Origin of the sequence: Ancylobacter crimeensis (assembly GCF_023016805.1) — a bacterium.
Taxonomy (GTDB): domain Bacteria; phylum Pseudomonadota; class Alphaproteobacteria; order Rhizobiales; family Xanthobacteraceae; genus Ancylobacter; species Ancylobacter crimeensis.
Genome location: NZ_JALKCH010000009.1, coordinates 65,039 through 82,867 on the forward strand (window position 1 = coordinate 65,039; position 17,829 = coordinate 82,867).

General features: G+C 69.2%; 12 protein-coding genes. 5 read left to right on the forward strand and 7 right to left on the reverse strand.

The genetic code is table 11. The features are described 5' to 3' along the window. The first annotated feature begins 466 nt into the window (after positions 1-466). Genes MWN34_RS14355 through MWN34_RS14365 form a run of 3 tightly spaced genes read left to right on the forward strand, consistent with a single transcriptional unit; the run spans position 467 to position 3,341 of the window. Positions 467-1,570: a FecCD family ABC transporter permease gene (locus tag MWN34_RS14355; protein ID WP_247029994.1), complete on the forward strand. Its 1,104-nt coding sequence runs from the start codon at positions 467-469 to the stop codon at positions 1,568-1,570. Beyond that, positions 1,567-2,475 carry an ABC transporter ATP-binding protein gene (locus MWN34_RS14360; RefSeq protein WP_247029995.1) on the forward strand — a complete coding sequence of 303 codons (909 nt, stop codon included), beginning with the start codon at positions 1,567-1,569 and terminating at the stop codon, positions 2,473-2,475. The genes MWN34_RS14355 and MWN34_RS14360 overlap by 4 nt, the downstream gene beginning before the upstream one ends. Beyond that, a complete protein-coding gene (locus MWN34_RS14365; RefSeq protein ID WP_247029996.1) occupies positions 2,472-3,341 on the forward strand; it encodes an alpha/beta hydrolase in 870 nt (289 codons plus the stop codon). The genes MWN34_RS14360 and MWN34_RS14365 overlap by 4 nt, the downstream gene beginning before the upstream one ends. Here the strand turns inward: MWN34_RS14365 and MWN34_RS14370 are convergent. The 5 genes from MWN34_RS14370 to MWN34_RS14390 form a co-directional block, all read right to left on the reverse strand. Next, the gene (locus MWN34_RS14370) at positions 3,338-3,817 is read right to left on the reverse strand and encodes a cytochrome b (RefSeq protein WP_247029997.1); all 480 of its coding nucleotides are present in this window, start codon (positions 3,815-3,817) and stop codon (positions 3,338-3,340) included. The genes MWN34_RS14365 and MWN34_RS14370 overlap by 4 nt on opposite strands. Positions 3,818-4,005: 188 nt before the next feature. Further along, positions 4,006-4,569 (reverse strand): type 1 glutamine amidotransferase domain-containing protein, encoded by a 564-nt coding sequence (locus MWN34_RS14375; protein ID WP_247029998.1) that lies wholly within the window; start codon positions 4,567-4,569, stop codon positions 4,006-4,008. A 184-nt stretch (positions 4,570-4,753) separates the two neighbouring features. Continuing rightward, on the reverse strand, positions 4,754-5,734 hold the full coding sequence (locus tag MWN34_RS14380; RefSeq protein ID WP_247029999.1) for a DUF72 domain-containing protein: 981 nt from the start codon (positions 5,732-5,734) through the stop codon (positions 4,754-4,756). A gap of 89 nt (positions 5,735-5,823) precedes the next feature. Beyond that, positions 5,824-7,482 (reverse strand): alpha-amylase family glycosyl hydrolase, encoded by a 1,659-nt coding sequence (locus MWN34_RS14385; RefSeq protein ID WP_247030000.1) that lies wholly within the window; start codon positions 7,480-7,482, stop codon positions 5,824-5,826. A gap of 15 nt (positions 7,483-7,497) precedes the next feature. After that, positions 7,498-9,165 carry an alpha-amylase family protein gene (locus MWN34_RS14390; protein ID WP_247030001.1) on the reverse strand — a complete coding sequence of 556 codons (1,668 nt, stop codon included), beginning with the start codon at positions 9,163-9,165 and terminating at the stop codon, positions 7,498-7,500. Positions 9,166-9,566: 401 nt separating this feature from the next. Here MWN34_RS14390 and MWN34_RS14395 point away from each other — a divergent pair, with 401 nt between their 5' ends. Next, positions 9,567-11,675 carry an autotransporter assembly complex protein TamA gene (locus MWN34_RS14395; protein ID WP_247030002.1) on the forward strand — a complete coding sequence of 703 codons (2,109 nt, stop codon included), beginning with the start codon at positions 9,567-9,569 and terminating at the stop codon, positions 11,673-11,675. A 50-nt stretch (positions 11,676-11,725) separates the two neighbouring features. After that, complete coding sequence (locus MWN34_RS14400) at positions 11,726-16,060, forward strand: translocation/assembly module TamB domain-containing protein (RefSeq protein WP_247030003.1); 4,335 nt, start codon at positions 11,726-11,728, stop codon at positions 16,058-16,060. A gap of 6 nt (positions 16,061-16,066) precedes the next feature. On the opposite strand, the gene MWN34_RS14405 is transcribed toward MWN34_RS14400, so the two are convergent. After that, entirely contained in the window at positions 16,067-16,834 is a 768-nt protein-coding gene (locus MWN34_RS14405) for an ABC transporter permease (protein ID WP_247030004.1), read from the reverse strand. Further along, positions 16,831-17,796, reverse strand: a complete 966-nt coding sequence (locus tag MWN34_RS14410) for an ABC transporter ATP-binding protein (RefSeq protein WP_247030005.1) — start codon at positions 17,794-17,796, stop codon at positions 16,831-16,833. The genes MWN34_RS14405 and MWN34_RS14410 overlap by 4 nt, the downstream gene beginning before the upstream one ends. Positions 17,797-17,829 lie beyond the last annotated feature (33 nt).

Below are 17,829 nucleotides of genomic sequence, written 5' to 3' on the forward strand. Positions count from 1 at the left end.
AACTGGTGGGTTAGGTTTGGGAGTTTTTGTTCGCGCCATGTTCGCCTAGGCGGTGTAGCGGCGCACCTCCTTGTCGGTCTTGTGACCAGTCACCGCCTTGATCTGCTGGTTGCTGCATCCGACCTCCGCGCCGCTCCCGATTGCCGTCGGGGCGGCGCTTGCGTTTGTAGGGTCCGGCGGGCCGTCTCGGTTAGACGGTTCCGGAAAACTCCCAGTTCCATCAATGGTGCGCCTGGGCCCCGGTTAGGCGGGCTATGTGATTGATAGGCGCAAATTCCTGTAGTCCCTTCCGGGAGGCCAGTCGCGTTCCGTCCCTCTCGGGCGAAGGTTCCGCGTCGGTCCGCCGGACAACAACTGGAACTCCTCTAAAAATGGAAGCCGCGCCAGTCGCTTGACCCCTCCGGCGTGCTCATGCATGAACCGCGCTTGCGTGCCCGGCCGGCGCGGGCGCGTGCGGAGACCGTTCATGAGCCTCACCTCCCGCGGGGATCTTCCGGGCGAACAGCGCACAGGCGAGGCCGATGCCGGGGCCCCGGCCGTGCTCGCCGCGTATGCCGGGCTGGTCCGGCGGCGGATGCTGCTGGTCGGCGTGCTGGCGGTGCTCACCTTCGCGGCACTGGTGCTCGACATCGCGACCGGCCCGTCGCGGCTCGCCCTTTCCGACGTGCTCGCCGTGCTCATCGACCCCCATGCCGGCGATGTGCCCTCGCGCATCATCGTCTGGCAGGTGCGGCTTCCGGCGGCGCTGATGGCGCTGCTGGTCGGGGCCGCGCTCTCGCTGGCGGGGGCGGAGATGCAAACCATCCTCGACAATCCGCTGGCCAGCCCCTTCACGCTCGGCGTCTCCTCCGCCGCGGCGTTCGGGGCGGCGCTCGCCATCGTGCTCGGGCTCGGGCTCCCCGGCCTCGCGCCGGACTGGTTCGTGCCGGTCAACGCCTTCCTCTTCGCCTTCGGCTCGGTGCTGCTGCTGCAGGCGCTGGCGCGGATGCGCGGGACCGGGGTGGAGACGCTGGTGCTGTTCGGCATCGCGCTGGTGTTCACCTTCAACGCGCTCACCGCGCTCATCCAGTTCGTGGCCAGCCAGGAAGCGTTGCAGCAGCTCGTGTTCTGGAGCATGGGCAGCCTCGCCCGCGCGACCTGGGAGGGGCTCGCCATGCTGGCCGTCATCCTCGCCGCAACGCTGCCCTTCGCGCTCGGCGCGAGCTGGAAGATGACCGCCCTGCGGCTGGGCGAGGACCGGGCGCGCAGCTTCGGCATCTCGGTGGCGCGGCTGCGGTTCCTCTCCCTGCTCCGGGTCAGCCTTCTCGCGGGCACCGCCACCGCCTTCGTCGGCACGGTAGGCTTCATCGGGCTGGTGGGCCCGCATATGGCGCGGCTGCTGGTGGGCGAGGACCATCGCTTCCTGCTGCCGGCCAGCGTGCTGACCGGGGCACTGGTGATGTCGCTCGCCTCGGTGGCGAGCAAGCTCATCGTGCCGGGCACGCTTCTGCCGGTCGGTCTGGTCACCGCGCTGATCGGGGTTCCGGTGTTCCTCGCCCTCATCCTGCTGCGCCGGGAGCGCGCGTCATGAGCGGGGATACGCTGCGGGTCGAGGGCCTGAATGCCGATTACGGCCGGCGCCGGGTGATCGAGGGTCTGGACCTTTCCGACATCGCGCCCGGTCGCGTCACCGGGCTCATCGGGCCGAATGCGGCGGGCAAGACCACGCTGCTGCGCGCGCTCGCCGGCCTCACCCCGGCCAAGGGACGAATCCGGCTCGGCTCGACCGAATTGTCGCGGCTCGATCTGGCGGGGCGCGCGCGTTTCGTCACCTACATGCCGCAGGCGCTGCCGCCGCGCTCCGGCCTCACCGTGCTTGAAGCGAATCTCGCCGCGCTCCACGCCTCGCCGGAAAGCCTCGCCGACGGCGCGCCGCGCGGGGAGGCGGCGCGGCGGCTGGCGCTCGACACGCTGGCGCGGCTCGGCATCGCCGACCTCGCCCTGCGCGGGCTTTCCGAGCTCTCCGGCGGCCAGCGCCAGCTCGCCAGCCTCGCCCAGTGCCTCGTGCGCGCGCCGCGGGTGCTGCTGCTCGACGAGCCGACCAGCGCGCTCGACATCCGCCACCAGCACCGGGTGATGCAGCTCGTCAGCGAGATCGCGGCCGAGCGCGGCATGATCGTGCTGGTGGTGCTGCACGACATCGCGCTGGCCTGCCGCTGGTGCCGGCGGCTGGTGGTGCTGCGCAAGGGCCGCATTGCCGCCGACGGCCCGCCGGAGGTCGCGATCACCCCGGAGCTGCTGGCCGACGTCTACGGCGTCGCGGCGCGGGTGGAGCGCTGCTCGCGCGGGCAGGTGCAGGTCATCGTCGACGGCGTGCTGGAGGCGGAGCCGACCAAGGGCGCGCTGATGGCGGAGCCGGCCGATAGCCGGCTGATGGCGGAGCCGGCCGGCGCAGGCAGGGCCGGGAGCCCTTCCCGCGACGGGGCGGCGGCGTGAGCGGCGGCGGAAGCGGCGCAAGCGAGCCGGCCCCCGTCGTCCTGCCGGGCACGGCGCGGTTCGATCTGACGGGCGCGGAAGGCGGGCCGGGCTGGCGCATCTTCGTCGCGGTGCCGGACACCCCCCCGCCCGAGGCCGGCTATCCCTCGCTGCTGATGCTCGATGCCAATGCGGGCTTCGCATCCTTCGCCGAGACCGCGCGCCGCGCCGGGGTGCGCCCGCGCGCGACCGGCATCGGGCCGGTGCTGATCGTCGGCGTCGGTTACCCGACCGAGGCGCCGCACGACCGCGAGCGCCGCCGCTTCGATTTCACCGCGGGTCCCGCGCGCGAGGCCGCACCGCCCGGCCGGGAGGTCGGCCCGACCGGAGGCAGCGCGGCCTTCCTCGCTTTCCTTCTCGACCGGCTGCGGCCGGCGATCGCGGCGCGCTGGCGGCTCGACCCGGCGCGCGCGGCGCTGTTCGGCCATTCGCTGGGCGGGGCCTTCGTGCTGGAGGCCTTTGCCCGCGCGCCGCGCGCCTTCTCCCACCACATCGCCGTCAGCCCTTCGATCTGGTGGGACGAGCCGCATCTGCTCGCCGGGCTTGCCGCCCGCGACAGGACGGCGCCGGCCCGCCTCGCTCTGATGATCGGGGAATATGAGGAGGCCCTCGCCCCGTGGCAGCAGGGCCGCGCGGGCAGCGCCGAGATCGCGGAGCGGCGCGCCCGCCGCGCCATGGTGACGACGCTCCATCGCTTCGCGCAGGCCGCGCGCCGGGAACTGGGGCCGCAGGCGCGAATCGTGAGCGAGGTTCTGGCCGGCGAAGATCACGCCTCGGTGCTGGCACCGGCGATGAGCCGGGCGCTGCGGTTCCTGAGCGCGGATTAGCGACGCGCCGGCAGCATCCGCTCGATCAGCCGGTCGCGCAGCACGAACTGGTGCCACAGCGCCGCCCCGACATGCACCGCCGCCAGTACGAGGAGGGCATAGCCGATCACTTCATGGGCAAGGTTCGGCCAGGGCCGCAGCGACTTGCCGAAGGCGGTGATGATGACGATGCCGATGATCGGCTGGATCAGGATGGCGAGGTAAAGCAGGCCGTGCGTCGCATGTGCCGCGATCCGCATCGGCTTCGCCATCGGCGGCATGTGCGGCGCGGCGTGGGTGAGCCGCCAGACGATCCGCAGCACGGCGAGCGCGAGGATCGCGTAGCCGGAATAGAGATGGGTCGTGAACAGCAGGAACCGCCCGGTGCTGCCCCGCTCGAAATTGCCCCAGCTCCACGCCGAGGCGAACTGCACGAGGATGAGGACCACCACCGCCCAGTGAATGAGACGGGCGACGGTACCGTAGCGGTCGGGCATCGGGGGCTCCGGGAAGGGGACGATATACCCCTCTCTAGCCCGCCGCTTTCCGCTGCGCCATGGGCGCTGTGCGGGATGTGCGCGGCGCGACGGCACGCCGGCATCACGCCTGAGCGAGCGCCGGCCGGCGGAAAACCGCGCGGCGATAAGGGGCGGGGCGGGGCGGGGAGCCACCGCGCCACCCCCGCTTAAGCAACCATACGGCGCTCGTGGCGGCCTTCCTGCACCTCCTCGATGATCTTGGCGACGAAGGCCGGCAGGTCCTTCGGGGTGCGGGAGGTGACAATGCCCTTGTCCGTCACCACCTCCTTGTCGGCCCATTTGCCGCCGGCATTCACCACATCGGTGCGGATCGAGGCCACCGAGGTCACGTTGCGCCCGCGCACCGCATCGACCTCGACCAGCAGCCACGGACCGTGGCAGATGGCGGCGACCACCTTGCCGGATTCGACGAAGGCCCGGATCACCTTCAGCGCGGCCGCGTCGGTGCGCAGGGTGTCGGGATTCAGCACGCCGCCCGGCAGCACCAGCGCGTCATAGCCGGCGGGGTCGAGATCAGGGATGGCGCGGTCGACCTCGACGCTCGCGCCCCAGTCTTTCTGGTCCCAGCCACGGATCGCCTTGCCGTCAGGCGATGCCACATCGACGGTGGCGCCGGCCTTGCGCAAGTCGTCGCGCGGAACGGTGAGCTCGCTCTGCTCGAAGCCGTTGGTGGCGAGAATGAGAATGCGCGCCTCGCGGATGTTCGGCATGAATCGTCTCTCCTGATGATGCCCCCGCATCCCGCATGAGAGGCGAACATCCCGGCTCCGCACCCGTTCCCGCTTCCGCGATCACGATCCGCGTGAGGCTTCCCGACCTACCATTCGGAGGTGCCGGAGAACCGGAGGAACGACCGAACCACCGTCACGGGCCGCCTTCATGTTGCCGCGGCCTTCATGGTGCCGCGGCGTGGCTGCCGTCCCCGGGAGCCCGATGGCGGGGGCGCTCGCCCGTGATGTGACCGACCTGTTCCACGACCGCCTCGGGCCGGATGTCCGGCACCGGCTGTCCGAGCCGGCGCATCAAGCGGCGGGCGTCCTCGGGGGCGTGGAGCTTGTCGGTATTGTCGAAATAGACGAACACCTCGCGCCGCGCCGGCCGCGCCACATCCTCCGGGGCCGCGAAATCGCCCTCCGCGATCGCCCGCCCCTCGCTCCATGCCGCGATGCGTGCGGCCCAGCCGTCGAGCGCGGCGTCCGAATAGCGGCTGCGATAGAGCTCGTCGGAACCGTGCAGGCGCACATAGGCGAAGTCGGCGGTGAGATCCATGAGGCGCGGCCATTCCACCGTGTCGGCACAGACCAGCGCGACGTCATGCTTGCGCAGCAGCGCGACGAAGCGCGGGTCGCGGAAGCTCTCATGGCGCACCTCCATCGCGTGGCGGACGGGGCGATGCTCCCCGATCTCGAGCCACGGCGCCTTCAGCCGCTCGTCATGGCGCTTCGCCAGTGCAAGCGCGGCCTCGGTGTCGTGCGGCAGCAAAGCGAGGAAGGGCTCGATCCGCTCGGCATCGAAGGGAAAGCTCGCCGGAAACTGCCACAGCACCGGGCCGAGCTTCGCCCCCAGCCGAAGAACGCCGGAGCCGAAGAAATTGGCGAGCGGGGCCAAAGGCTCCTCCAGCCGCTTCACATGGGTGATGAAGCGCGGCGCCTTCACCGCGAAAACGAAGTCCTCCGGCGTCTCCTGCGCCCAGCGGCCATAGGCCTCCGGCTTCTGCAGGCCGTAGAAGGTGCCGTTGATCTCGATGGAGCGGAACTGCGCGGCGGCAAAGGCGAGTTCGGCGCGCTGCGGAAGGGCGTCGGGATAGAAGGCGCCGCGCCACGGCGCGTAGGTCCAGCCCGAAAGACCGATGCGGATATCGGCGCGCCGCTTCATGAAGAGCCCTCCTGCCGCACGGGCAGGAAGCGCCCGCTGGAGGCTCAACGCCGGGGCGGCGGGCGCGTTCCGCGGACGGCCGGATGTGCTCAGCCCTCCGCCAGCACCAACCCTTCGTCCGGCCGCAGGCGGATCGGGCCGGCGGGCTCGGCGCCCTCGCGGTCGAGATGGGTGGAGACGAGGCAGCGCCAGCCGGCGCCCGTGCTGTGTCCGACCGCGCCGTGCCCGAGTGCGCCATGCCCGAGCGCTCCCTGCCCGAGATCGAGCTCCGCGTCCCGGCTGCCGAGATTGAGCACGACGGTCAGCACCTCCTCCGTGCCCCCCTCCCCTTTTTCCTGCCGGCGGCGATAGGCGATGAGGTCGCCCGTGGTCGGTATCAGCTCGAATTGGCCGAGCGACAGCGCCTCATGCGCGCGCCTCAGGCCCAGCAACCGGCGGTGCAGGCTGAACATGGAGCGGGGATCGGCGGTTTCGTCGGCGACGTTGATCTCCCGCTCCGGGCCGATCGGCAGCCAGGGCTCGCCGGTGGTGAAGCCGGCCTTCGGTGAGGCGTCCCAGCGCATGGGGGTGCGCTCCGGGTCGCGCCCGACGCCGAGGCCCGGCTCGTTGCGCTCCCACGGGTCCTGCGCCAGCGCCGGCGGCACCGGCACGTCGGGCATGCCCAACTCGTCGCCGTAATAGATGGTCGGCGTGCCGCGCAGGGTCAGCAGCAGCATGGCGGCGACGCGCGCCTGCGCCGAGCCGATGCGCCCGGCAACGCGGCGCTGGTCGTGATTGCCGAGCACCCAGTTCGGCCAGCCCCCCTCGGGAAGCGCCTGCTCGTAGTCGTCGATCAGCCGGGCGATGCCGCGCGCGTTCCAGCTCGCGAGGATGAGCTGGAAGTTGAAAGGCAGGTGCACCCCGGCGAGGCGCTCGCCGTAATAGGCGACCAGCCGTTCCACCGGCAGGTAGATCTCGCCGATCAGCACGCGGTCGCCGCCATAAGCCGCCAGCGTCTCGCGCATCCGGGTGATGATGCGGAAGATTTCCGGCTGGTCGGTGGAATGGATCTGCAGGAAGCGGTTGATGTCCGGCTGGCCGTGGCTGAAGCCGGGATTGGGCGGATTGTCGCGGAAGGCGCCGTCCTTGATGAGGTGCCAGATGACGTCGACCCGGAACCCGTCCACCCCGCGCTCCAGCCAGAAGCGCAGCGCGGCCATCATGGCGTCGACCACCGCGGGGTTGCGCCAATTGAGGTCGGGCTGCTCCTTCAGGAAGGCGTGGTAGTAATACTGGCCCGAAGCGGGGTCGAACTGCCACGCGCTGCCGCCGAAATTCGACACCCAGTTGTTGGGCGGCCCGCCGCCCGGCGCGGGATCGCGCCAGATGTACCAGTCGCGCTTCGCGCTGTCCCGCCCCTGCCGGCTCTCGACGAACCAGGGATGCTGGTCGGAGGTGTGGTTGGGCACGAAGTCGAGGATGATCCTCAGCCCCAGACGGTGCGCCTCGGCGATGAGGCGGTCGAAGTCCTCCAGCGTGCCGAAGATCGGATCGACCCCGCAATAATCGGCGACGTCATAGCCGAAATCGGCCATGGGCGAGGGAAAGAAGGGCGAGATCCACGCCGCATCCACGCCCAGCGCGACCAGATGGCCGAGCCTTTGCCGGATCCCCTCGAGGTCGCCGATGCCGTCGCCATTGCTGTCGAGGAAGGAGCGCGGATAGATCTGGTAGATCGTCCCGCGTTGCCACCAGAGCGTCGATTCCATGCCGGGCTCTCCCGCTCAGTTCTCGCTGCGCTTCACCACATAATCGAGCCCGCCGACGCGGAACCACCGATAGCCGTAGGGTTCCAGCGTGACATGATGGCGACCGTCCGCCTCCGGCATCGAATGGTCGTCGGAGAGCAGGTTCACCAGCCGGTCGGTGTCGCCCGCCGCCACCTCGCTGCGGAACCGCACGGTGCGGCCCTCGGGATCGAGATTGTGCAGCACGATCACCTGGTTGTTGCGCCAGGTGTAGCGCAGGCCCAGCACCCGGTGGTCGCGCAGGTTCATGATCGTGTACTCACCCCAGCCGATCTCCGGCACCTCCTGCCGCATGCGGATGATGCGCTCGGTCCAGTTGAGCAGCGAACCGGGATCGCGGCGCTGCTCGGCGACGTTCACCTTCAGATAGCCGTAGCCGCCCTCCGGTATCGTCGGCAGGAAGGTGTCGGTGCTGGAGCTGAAGCCGCCCTGCTGCTCGCCGGACCATTGCATCGCGGTTCGGGCGCAATAGCGCTCCGGCAGCGAAAGGTCGTCGCCCATGCCGATCTCGTCGCCATAGCGCAGGACGGGGGTGCCCGGCAGCGTGAACATCAGGCTGTAGGCGAGTTCCAGCCGGCGGCGGTCGCCCTTCAGCATGGGGGCGAGGCGGCGGCGGATGCCGCGGTCATAGAGCTGCATCGAGGGCTCGGGCCCGAAAGCGGCGAACACCTTCTCACGCTCCGCCGCAGGCAGGCGGCCGAGGTCGAGCTCATCATGGTTGCGCAGGAAGATACCCCATTGCGCGGTCGGGTAGCCGGGCCGGGTTTCCTTCAGCGCCTTCGCCAGCAGCCGGTTGTCGGCGGTCGCCAGCGCATGGAACAGGCCCTGATTGAGCTGGAAGTTGAACATCATCTGCATGCGGTCGCCATCGGTACCGAAATATTTCATGTCGTCCTTCGGCAGGATGTTGGCCTCGGCAAGGATGATGGCGTCGCCCCGCCGCCATTGCAGAAACTCGCGGAAGGCGCGCAGCATGTCGAAATTCTCCTTCGGCGCGCCGACCACATGCGGGCCCTTGTCGGCGATCACGAAGGGCACAGCGTCCATGCGGAAGCCGGAAACGCCGAGCTGGATCCAGAAGCCCATGATCTTCAGGATCTCGGCCTGCACCCGCGGATTGGCGGTGTTGAGGTCGGGCTGGAAGTCGTAGAAGCGGTGGAAATAATAGGCTCGCGCCTTTTCGTCCCAGGTCCAGGTGGTCTTCTGCACGCCGGGGAACACCATGCCTTCATTGGCATTGGGCGGCTTCTTCCTCGACCACACATACCAGTCGCGATAGGGCGAATCCGGATCGGCGCGGGCGGACTGGAACCAGGGATGCTGGTCCGAGGTGTGGTTGACCACGAGGTCGATCAGGACCCGCATGCCGCGCTGGCGGGCGGCGTGGGTGAACTCCACGAAATCGCCGAGCGTGCCGTAGCGCGGATCGACATTGTAATAGTCGGCGACGTCGTAGCCGTCGTCCTTCTGCGGCGAGGTCTGGAACGGCATCAGCCAGATCGCGGTGACGCCGAGGCCGTGGAGATAGTCCAGCCGGCGCATCAGCCCGCGGAAATCGCCGATGCCGTCGCCGTCGGAATCCATGAAGCTCTCGACCGAGAGGCAATAGACGATGGCGTTCTTGTACCAGAGGTCGGTGATCAAGGAGCGGACTCCGCCGGCTGGAGGGACAGTGCGCCCGGAGGGATGCCGATGGAGAATCGAAGCCGGCGACCGGGTTGCGGAAACGGGATGGCCTCGCGAGAACGCCGCTCGCGGCGAAGCTGTTCCCCCGAACCAGCTCCCCTCGCCGCGCCGCCGGCGGGATGCCGCGGCGCCCGCACGCAAGGGCGCGCCGACAGGTGCGGCATGTCATTGAGGGTTGAGGCGGGCGCCGCGGCAGGGTAACGCTAGGGCGCGGGGGCTTTTAGGACTTTGCTCAGGAAACTGGGCTATGTGGTCAAGGAGAGGTTTACGGCCATTGGGCTGTTCCTCGATCATCCCGGACTGATCCCGGCGGTGCCTCGCGGCTCCGGCGGACCTCGAACGGATTGACGCGGAGCAAGATGAGACGACGGCCGACGACCCGGATTCAGCGCGAGCGCGACCTCCCCACGGCCGCCGCGCGGTTTCCCTCACGCCTGGCCGCGCAGGGCAGGCTCCGGGCCGCCCCGGCCGGAGCGCCTGCGCGCGGCCGCACCCGGCTCAGGCTCGCCGCCCTGGCGCTGTGCGGCACCGCGCTCGCCGCGCTCGCTTTTGCCTCCGGCATCAATCCCACCCCGGCCCGCGCGCAGGAAACCGCGCAGCGGCAGGGCATCCTCGACAGCATCAAGGATCTCTTCAACCCGCAGCGCGTCGCCGATCGCGAGGCGCCGGCCAGCGACCCGACGCCCTATGAGGTGAAGATCGAGGTGCCCGGCGCCGGTTACAGCCTGCGGTCCTCCATCGAGGGCATGTCGAATCTCGAAGCCCTGAAGCTGCGCCCGCCCTCCGGGGCCGCCGGCCTGGTGCGCCGGGCGCAGGCCGATTTCGACCGCATCACCGTCGCGCTCTATTCTGCGGGCTATTATGCCGGCACCATCCGCATCCTCGTGGCCGGCAAGCCGCCGGATGCGCCGGACATCTTCACCACCGTGGAAGCGGCGCGCAAACGCGGGCCGGTTCAGGTCGCGGTCACGGTCAATCCGGGACCGCTGTTCAATTTCGGCACCATCGCCCTGATCGACGCTCGCACCCGCGGCCCGCTGCAGAACGCGCCGTCGCTCCGCTCGCTGGGGCTGGAGCCCGGCACCCCGGCGCTGGCCGACAATGTGGTGCGGGCCGAGGCGCGCCTCGTCGATGTGTGGCGCGCGCGTTCCTATCCCTTCGCCAGGATCGTGAACAAGGACGTGGTGGCCGACCACAAGACGCAGAAGCTCAATGTCACGCTCACCCTCGACACCGGCCCCTACGCCACCTTCGGCACCTTCAGCGTCACCGGCGCGGATTTCCTGCCGCCGCGCTTTATCGAGGACCGGGTCTGGATCGCGCCCGGCACGCCCTATTCGCCCGACCTCCTGAACCGGCTGCGCCGCCGGCTGCTGGAGATACCGGCCATCGCCAGCGTGCGCATCCATGAGGGCGACAAGCTCGACGCGCAAGGCCGCCTGCCGGTGACCATCGAGGTCTCGCCGCGCGAGCCCTATTACGTCGGCTTCTCGGCCACCTATTCGACCACCGAGGGCTCCGCCATCAACGGCTATTGGGGCGCCCGCAATCTGTTCGGCGGGGCCGAGACGCTGCGGCTCGACGCCTCCGCCTCGTGGTTCGGCACCAAGCCCGAGGCGGTGCCCGACGCCGATCCCTTCGGCTACAAGCTGGCCGCCACCTTCACCAAGCCGGGCATCATCACCGCGCAGGAGGATCTCGTCGCCGAGGCGGCGGTGCTGCGCGAGGTGACGAACGCCTATGTGCAGGAAGGCGGCACCCTGCTGGCCGGGATCCGGCACAATTTTTCCGACCGGCTCTCGGTGCAGGTCGGCGTCGACCTCGCCACCGGCACGGTCGAGGACACGCAGGGCACCCACGATGCCAGCGTCGTCGGCGTCCCGGTCGAGCTGAAATGGGACACCACGAACGACCTGCTCAACCCGTCCGAAGGCTTCCGCCTCTCCGCCAAGCTCGAGCCCTTCGCCAAGCTCGGCGACGCCGGGGCCGGGCCGTTCCTGGCCCAGGGCAGCTTCTCGACCTATTACGGGATCGACCAGGACAATCGCTACATCCTCGCCGGCCGGGTCGCCGGCGGCAGCCTGATGGGCGTCGACGACATCTATGACGTGCCGGCCATGCGGCGCTTCTTCGTCGGCGGCGGCGGCTCGGTGCGCGGCTATGACTACCAGGCCATCAGCCCGCGCGACGAGAACGACGACATCATCGGCGGCCTGAGCTTCTTCGAAGCCTCCGCGGAGTTGCGCATCCGCGTCACCGACACGATCGGCGTGGTGCCCTTCATGGACATGGGCTCGGCCTTCGCCTCGGAGACGCCGGACTTCTCGGGCATCAAATATGCCGCCGGCCTCGGCCTGCGCTACTTCACGGCGGTCGGCCCGCTTCGCCTCGACGTCGCCTTCCCGCTCAACAAGGAGCCGGGCGATTCCGCCTATGGCGTCTATGTCAGCCTGGGGCAGTCCTTCTGACCGGGGCTGCTTTCTGATGGGTTTTGCAGTCTGATGGATTTTGCAGTCTGATGGGTTTTGTCCTGCGCCTCTTCTCCCGCATCCTCGTCGGCATCGGCGTGACGCTGCTGGCGCTCGTGCTGTTGGTGGCGGCGCTGTTCGGGCTGATCCAGACCCCGCCCGGCAAGGCGATGCTGGCAAGCGTGGCGAGTTCCCTCGCGTCGCGGGCCGGGCTCGGAGTGGAGATTTCCGACATTTCCGGCTTCGTGCCGAGCGACATGACGATCGGGCGCATCGCGCTCGCCGACAAGGACGGCACCTTCGCCACCGTCGAGCGCGCGCACCTGTCCTGGAGCCCGCTCGCTTTGCTGTCGCAGCGCGTGCAGGTGGAAGACCTTTCGGCCGCCGCCGTCGCCCTGCTGCGCAAGCCCGAAATGCCGCCGGCCGCGCCGTCGCAGGACACCGGCGGCAGCTCGGGCGGGCTGGTTCTGCCGCCGATCCGGGTCGACCGCATCGCCATCGACAGCATCGACCTCGCCGAGCCCGTGCTCGGCCACGCCGCCCGGCTCTCGCTGAACGGCGCCGCCGATCTCGCCTCGGTGGCCGAAGGCCTCTCCGCGACGCTCGACCTCGAACGCCACGATGCGCCGGGCAGCCTCAGGGGCCGGCTCGGCTACGCGCCCGACACCCGCATCCTCGACCTCGACCTGACGGCGGAAGAACCCGAAGGCGGCCTCGTCGCCCGCGCCGCGCAGATCGAGGGCCTGCCGGCGATCCGCGCCCATGTGGCCGGCAAGGGTCCGCTCGACAACTGGGACGGCAGCATCGACATCGCCGCCGGCGATGTGGCCCGCGTCGAAGGCACCTCCGCCATCCGCACGCTCGCTTCCGATCTCTACCGGGTGACGCTGAACCTGGAAGCCGACATCGCGAAGGTGCTGCCCCCGACCTTCGCCCCCCTCGCCGCACCGAAGACCCTGATCGCCGGCACCTTCGACATCGACACGCAAGCGCGCGCCAAGATCGAGACGCTGACCGTCCGTTCCGGGGCGCTGGGCGGGCAGGTAACCGGCGCGCTCGACCTCCAGGCGCTGACCGGCGACCTCGCCTACAGCCTCACCGCCGGCCCGCCCGCCAGCTTCGGCTCGCTGCTGCCCGTCATCGCCCCGCCGATCGGCTGGGAGAGCCTCGCCATCACCGGCACCGCAAAGGGGCTGCTGACCCGTCCGGAAGCGGTCGCCCACATCACCGGGCGCTCCCTCACCGGAGCCGGCTATGGCGCCGGCACGCTCGACCTGACGGCCCGCACCACCCCCGCCGGCGATGGCAGCCTCGCTGTTGCGGTCGAGGGCAAGGCGGGGGGGTTGTCGGCCTCCGATCCGAAGGTCGCGAGCGCGCTCGGCACCTCCGGCACCTTCACCGCCGCGGCCAGCGTGCCGGCGAGCGGCAATCCGGTGCTGACTGGACTGACTGTCCACCTCACTGGACTGACTGTCCGCTTCGACGGCCACGCCGATCCGGCCGCGATCGCCGGCCGCGCGGTGCTGGAGAGACTGGACCTCGCGACCCTCAGCCCTCTCGCCGGCCGCCCCCTTGCTGGCATCGTCGCAATGAATGCGACGATTGATGCCAGCACGGACTTCAATCGCGCAAAGATTGACCTCACCGGCACGACGACCGACATCAGGACCGGCATCGCCCAGCTCGACGGGCTGCTCGCCGGCACCGCCCGTATCGCCGGAGGGGTCGAGCGCGACGGCGAAAATGCCATACGTTTCAATGATTTGAAAGTGACCGCCGATGGCCTCGACACGACCATGAACGGCCGCCTTTCCCGCGATGGGGCGGATCTCACGGCCCGGCTCGCGCTGAACGACCTCGCGCGTCTTGATCCGCGCGTCTCCGGCGCCGTCAATGCCGACGCCATTTTCTCCGGCACGCTGGACGATCTCGGCCTGAAGGCCCAGGTCTCGATTCCGTCCGGAACGGCGATGAATCAGAAGATTCAAGGCCTTAACCTTTCTTTTGACGGCACCGACATTACGAAGCTGCCCGGGGGCAGCTTCCGCCTCGCCGGCCGCATCGCCGACCGCCCCGCCACCGGCAGCGGCACGCTGACGAGCGAGGAGAACGGCGCCCGGCAGCTCAGCGGTCTCGACATCGCCATCGGCTCGGTGACCGCAAAGGGCGACGTCACCGTCGGCACGGATGCCATCGCGGAGGGCCAATTGGCCATCGTCGCGGGCAATCTCGCCGACCTCTCCGCGCTCGCCCTGACCGAGCTTGGCGGAAAGCTGGACGCGAAGCTGACCTTGAGCCGCGTCAACGGCGTGCAGCGTGCGGCGATAAAAGGCAGCGCTACCAATGTGTTGGCGGCGGGAAACCGCATCGGCACCGCCGCCATCGACCTCGCCGTGACGGACCCCGCCGGCACGCTGGTCGCCGATGGCTCGCTCGATCTCGGCACCATCAATGCCGGCGGCGTCACCATTCCCCGGGCGCGGATTACGGCCAAAGGCATGGGTGAGGCCTCGCAGATCACGGCCGACGGCACCTTCAACGACATGGACATCGCCGCGAGTGCCCTTGTCGCCAAGAAAGGCGACGACATTTCGGTGAGGCTGGACCGCGCGAATGTCAGCCGCGGCAAGACCTCGCTGGCCACGACGGGAACGTCCAACCTGTTGTGGTCAAATGGGAATCTCAGCATAGATCGGCTCGCGCTGGCGAGCGGCGGCGGCCGCGCCACCATCGCGGGACGTGCCGGCCAGCAGCTCGACCTGACGGTCGACATCAACGCCCTGCCCGCCGCTCTCGCCGAACTCGCCAAGCCCGGCCTCGGCCTCACCGGCACCATCAGCGGCAATGCCCGCCTCTCCGGCCCGGCCTCGGCGCCGAACGGGACCTACAGCCTTAATATCGCTCGCCTTTCAACGCCTGACCTGCAGCGCGCCGGCACCGGCATTCTCGACATCCGCGCCGATGGCAAGCTTGCCAATGGCCGGATCGACACCCGCACCACCATCGGCGGGCGCTTCCTGCAGGGCGTCACCATCACCGGCTCGGCCCCACTCAGCGCCGGCGAACTCGACCTCGCCATCCGCGGAGTCCTTGATCTTGCAGCGATAAATCCGCTGCTTGCCGCCTCCGCCCAGCAGGTGACGGGCCGCGCCACCGTCGATGCCACCGTGCGCGGCACCGTGGCCGAGCCGCGCGTCGGCGGCACGCTGCGCATCAGCGGCGGCACGTTCAATGACGGCGTCACCGGCGTCTCGTTGCGCAGTATCGAGGGCCTGATCACCGGCACCGACCGCTCGCTGACCGTCTCCTCGCTCAATGCCGCCACCACGAATGGCGGCTCGATCTCGGCGAATGGCAGCGTCGCGCTCGATCCCGCCGGCAATTTTCCCGGCAAGATCAACATCACCGTGCGCAATGCCGGCCTCGTCACCAGCGACCTGATGCGCCTCGTCGCCGAAGGCCAGGTGGCGCTCGAAGGCCCGCTCGCCCAGGCACCGCGGGTCACCGGCAAGCTGGTGCTGCGCACGCTCGACGTGAACATCGCCGAGCGCCTGCCCGGCGGCGTCAGCACGATGAATGTCCGTCATGTGAATGTGCGGCCCGGGCAGGGCTCGGCCTCCCCCGGCACGCGGAAGGCACAGCCGCCGAAAGTCGATCCCGGCACCGGCATTCCGCTGGATCTCACCGTCTCGGCCCCGAACAGCGTGTTCGTGCGCGGCATGGGCCTCGATGCCCAGCTCGGCGGCGACATCCATCTCACCGGCACCAGCCGGGCGCCGGTCGCACAGGGCGCCTTCCAGATGCGGCGCGGTTATTTCAACATCCTCGGCAAGCGGCTCACCTTTACACGGGGCGACGTCACCTTCACCGGCAATCTCGATCCCGAGCTCGATTTCGTGGCGGAAACCACCGCCAACGACATCACCGCGCAGATCCTCGTGACGGGTCCGGCATCGCAGCCCGAAGTGACCTTTACCTCGACCCCGCAGCTCGCACAGGACGAGGTGCTGGCGCGGCTGATGTTCGGCCGCTCGGCGGGCTCCCTTACGGGAGGGCAGGCCCTGCAAGTGGCTCAGACCATTGCGCAATTCTCCGGCGGCGGTTCGGGCACGCTGGATCAGATGCGTCGTGCGCTCGGCGTGGACAGTCTCGATGTCGGCACCAATGCGGCCGGCAATGGCGGCTCGGTCGGGCTCGGGCGGCGCATCAACGACAATCTCTATCTCGGGGTCCGGCAGGGCACGACACCCGGCTCCGGCCAGGTCACGGTCGACATCGACCTCACCAAGCGCATCCGCCTGCAGGGCGCCACGGGGTCCAACGGTTCGACCAGCGTCGGCATCGGCGCCCAGTGGGATTATGGGTCCCAGCCACGCAATCCGTGACCGCGGTCAGGCTCGCAGGCGCCGACCGGTGCGGAAGATGAAGACGATCGCGCCGAGGCAGGCGCATATGAGGGCGAGCGCCATGAAGACGCTGACCCCGATGTGCACACTCGCCGTGCCGAAGAAGGTCCAGCGGAAGCCTTCGATCAGGTAGACGATGGGATTGAGCATCGTCACCGCGCGCCAGACCGGCGGCAGCGCCGCAACCGAATAGAATGTGCCGCCGAGAAAGGTGAGCGGCGTCAGCACCAGCGCCGGCACGATCTGCAGCCGTTCGAAGCCGTCCGCCCATAGCCCCAGAAGAAAGCCGAGCAGGCAGAAGCCGAGTGCCACCAGCACGAGAAAAGCCAGCATCGCCAGCGGATGAGCGATCGAGAAGGTCACGAAGAGCCGTGCCGTGCCGAGGATGATGAGGCCCAGCAGCACCGATTTCGTGACCGCGGCGCCAACATAACCGAGCAACACCTCGCCGACCGAGATCGGGGCGGAGAGCAGCTCGTAGATCGTTCCGGTGAAGCGCGGCAGATAGATGCCGAAGGAGGCGTTGGACACGCTTTCCGTGAGCACCGCAAGCAGGATGAGACCCGGCACCACGAAGGCGGCATAGGGCACGCCGTCGATCGCCGCCATTTGCGGGCCTATGGCCGTGCCGAACACGATGACATAGAGCGAGGTCGAGATGACCGGCGAGGCGATGCTCTGGAACAGGGTGCGCCAGGTGCGGTGCAGTTCGAACAGATAGATGGCGCGGATGGCGGGGACATTGAACGTCACGACCGGACCTCGTGCCGGGGGTGCTCCCGATGGGAGACGAGATCGACAAAGATGTCCTCCAGCGACGACCGGCTGGTGGCCACGGAGCTGATGGCAAGCCCAGCCGCACCGAGGCGTCGGAACAGCTCGGCGGGCTCCAGCCCGGCTCCCCCTGCCCCGCTTTGGACGAGGGTGAGCGTCAGGCCATCCTGCGAGAGGGCGACATCTTCGCCGACCAGTTCCGCCGGCAGGGTGTCCAGCGGTTCGGCAAGCCCGATGGACAGGCGTGTCTGGCCATAGCGGCGCATCAGGTCGGTCTTCTCCTCGACCAGTACGATCGTTCCCCGGTCGATGATGCCGACGCGATCGGCCATTTCCTCGGCCTCCTCGATGTAATGGGTGGTCAGTATGATGGTGACTCCCTCCTCGCGCAGCCGGCGAACCATGGCCCACATGTCGCGGCGCAGTTCGACGTCGACGCCGGCGGTCGGCTCGTCGAGGAACAGCACCACCGGCTCATGCGCCAGGGCCTTGGCGATGAGGACGCGCCGCTTCATGCCGCCGGACAGGCTGGAGATGACGGCATCCCGCTTCTCCCACAGCGAAAGGCCGCGCAGGATGCGCTCGACAAGCGCCCTGTCCCGGCGTTTGCCGAACAGCCCGCGGCTGAAGGAGACGGTGGCATGCACGGTCTCGAACATGTCGGTCGCCAGTTCCTGCGGCACCAGCCCGATGCGGGCGCGCGCCGCGCGGAAGTCGCGCACGGCGTCATGGCCATCCACCAGGATGGTGCCGGCCGTCGGCTGCACGAGCCCGCAGACGGCACCGATCAGCGTGGTCTTTCCCGCGCCGTTCGGCCCCAGCAGCGCGAAGATCTCGCCGCGCCGGATCTCGAGATCGACGTTTTCCAGAGCGCGCTGGCCGGTTGCATAGGTTTTTGAAAGGCCCCGGATCGAGAGCACCGGATCGGATGAAGCTGCCATGCGCACGCCCGGCTGAAGGAAGAAGACGCCACC

Coding starts and splice junctions, on each gene's coding strand:
- MWN34_RS14355 (WP_247029994.1), top strand. CDS start 467: ATGAGCCTCACCTCCCGCGGGGATCTTCCGGGCGAACAGCGCACAGGC.
- MWN34_RS14400 (WP_247030003.1), top strand. CDS start 11,726: ATGGGTTTTGTCCTGCGCCTCTTCTCCCGCATCCTCGTCGGCATCGGC.
- MWN34_RS14370 (WP_247029997.1), bottom strand. CDS start 3,817: ATGCCCGACCGCTACGGTACCGTCGCCCGTCTCATTCACTGGGCGGTG.
- MWN34_RS14380 (WP_247029999.1), bottom strand. CDS start 5,734: ATGAAGCGGCGCGCCGATATCCGCATCGGTCTTTCGGGCTGGACCTAC.
- MWN34_RS14410 (WP_247030005.1), bottom strand. CDS start 17,796: ATGGCAGCTTCATCCGATCCGGTGCTCTCGATCCGGGGCCTTTCAAAA.
- MWN34_RS14360 (WP_247029995.1), top strand. CDS start 1,567: ATGAGCGGGGATACGCTGCGGGTCGAGGGCCTGAATGCCGATTACGGC.
- MWN34_RS14395 (WP_247030002.1), top strand. CDS start 9,567: ATGAGACGACGGCCGACGACCCGGATTCAGCGCGAGCGCGACCTCCCC.
- MWN34_RS14375 (WP_247029998.1), bottom strand. CDS start 4,569: ATGCCGAACATCCGCGAGGCGCGCATTCTCATTCTCGCCACCAACGGC.
- MWN34_RS14385 (WP_247030000.1), bottom strand. CDS start 7,482: ATGGAATCGACGCTCTGGTGGCAACGCGGGACGATCTACCAGATCTAT.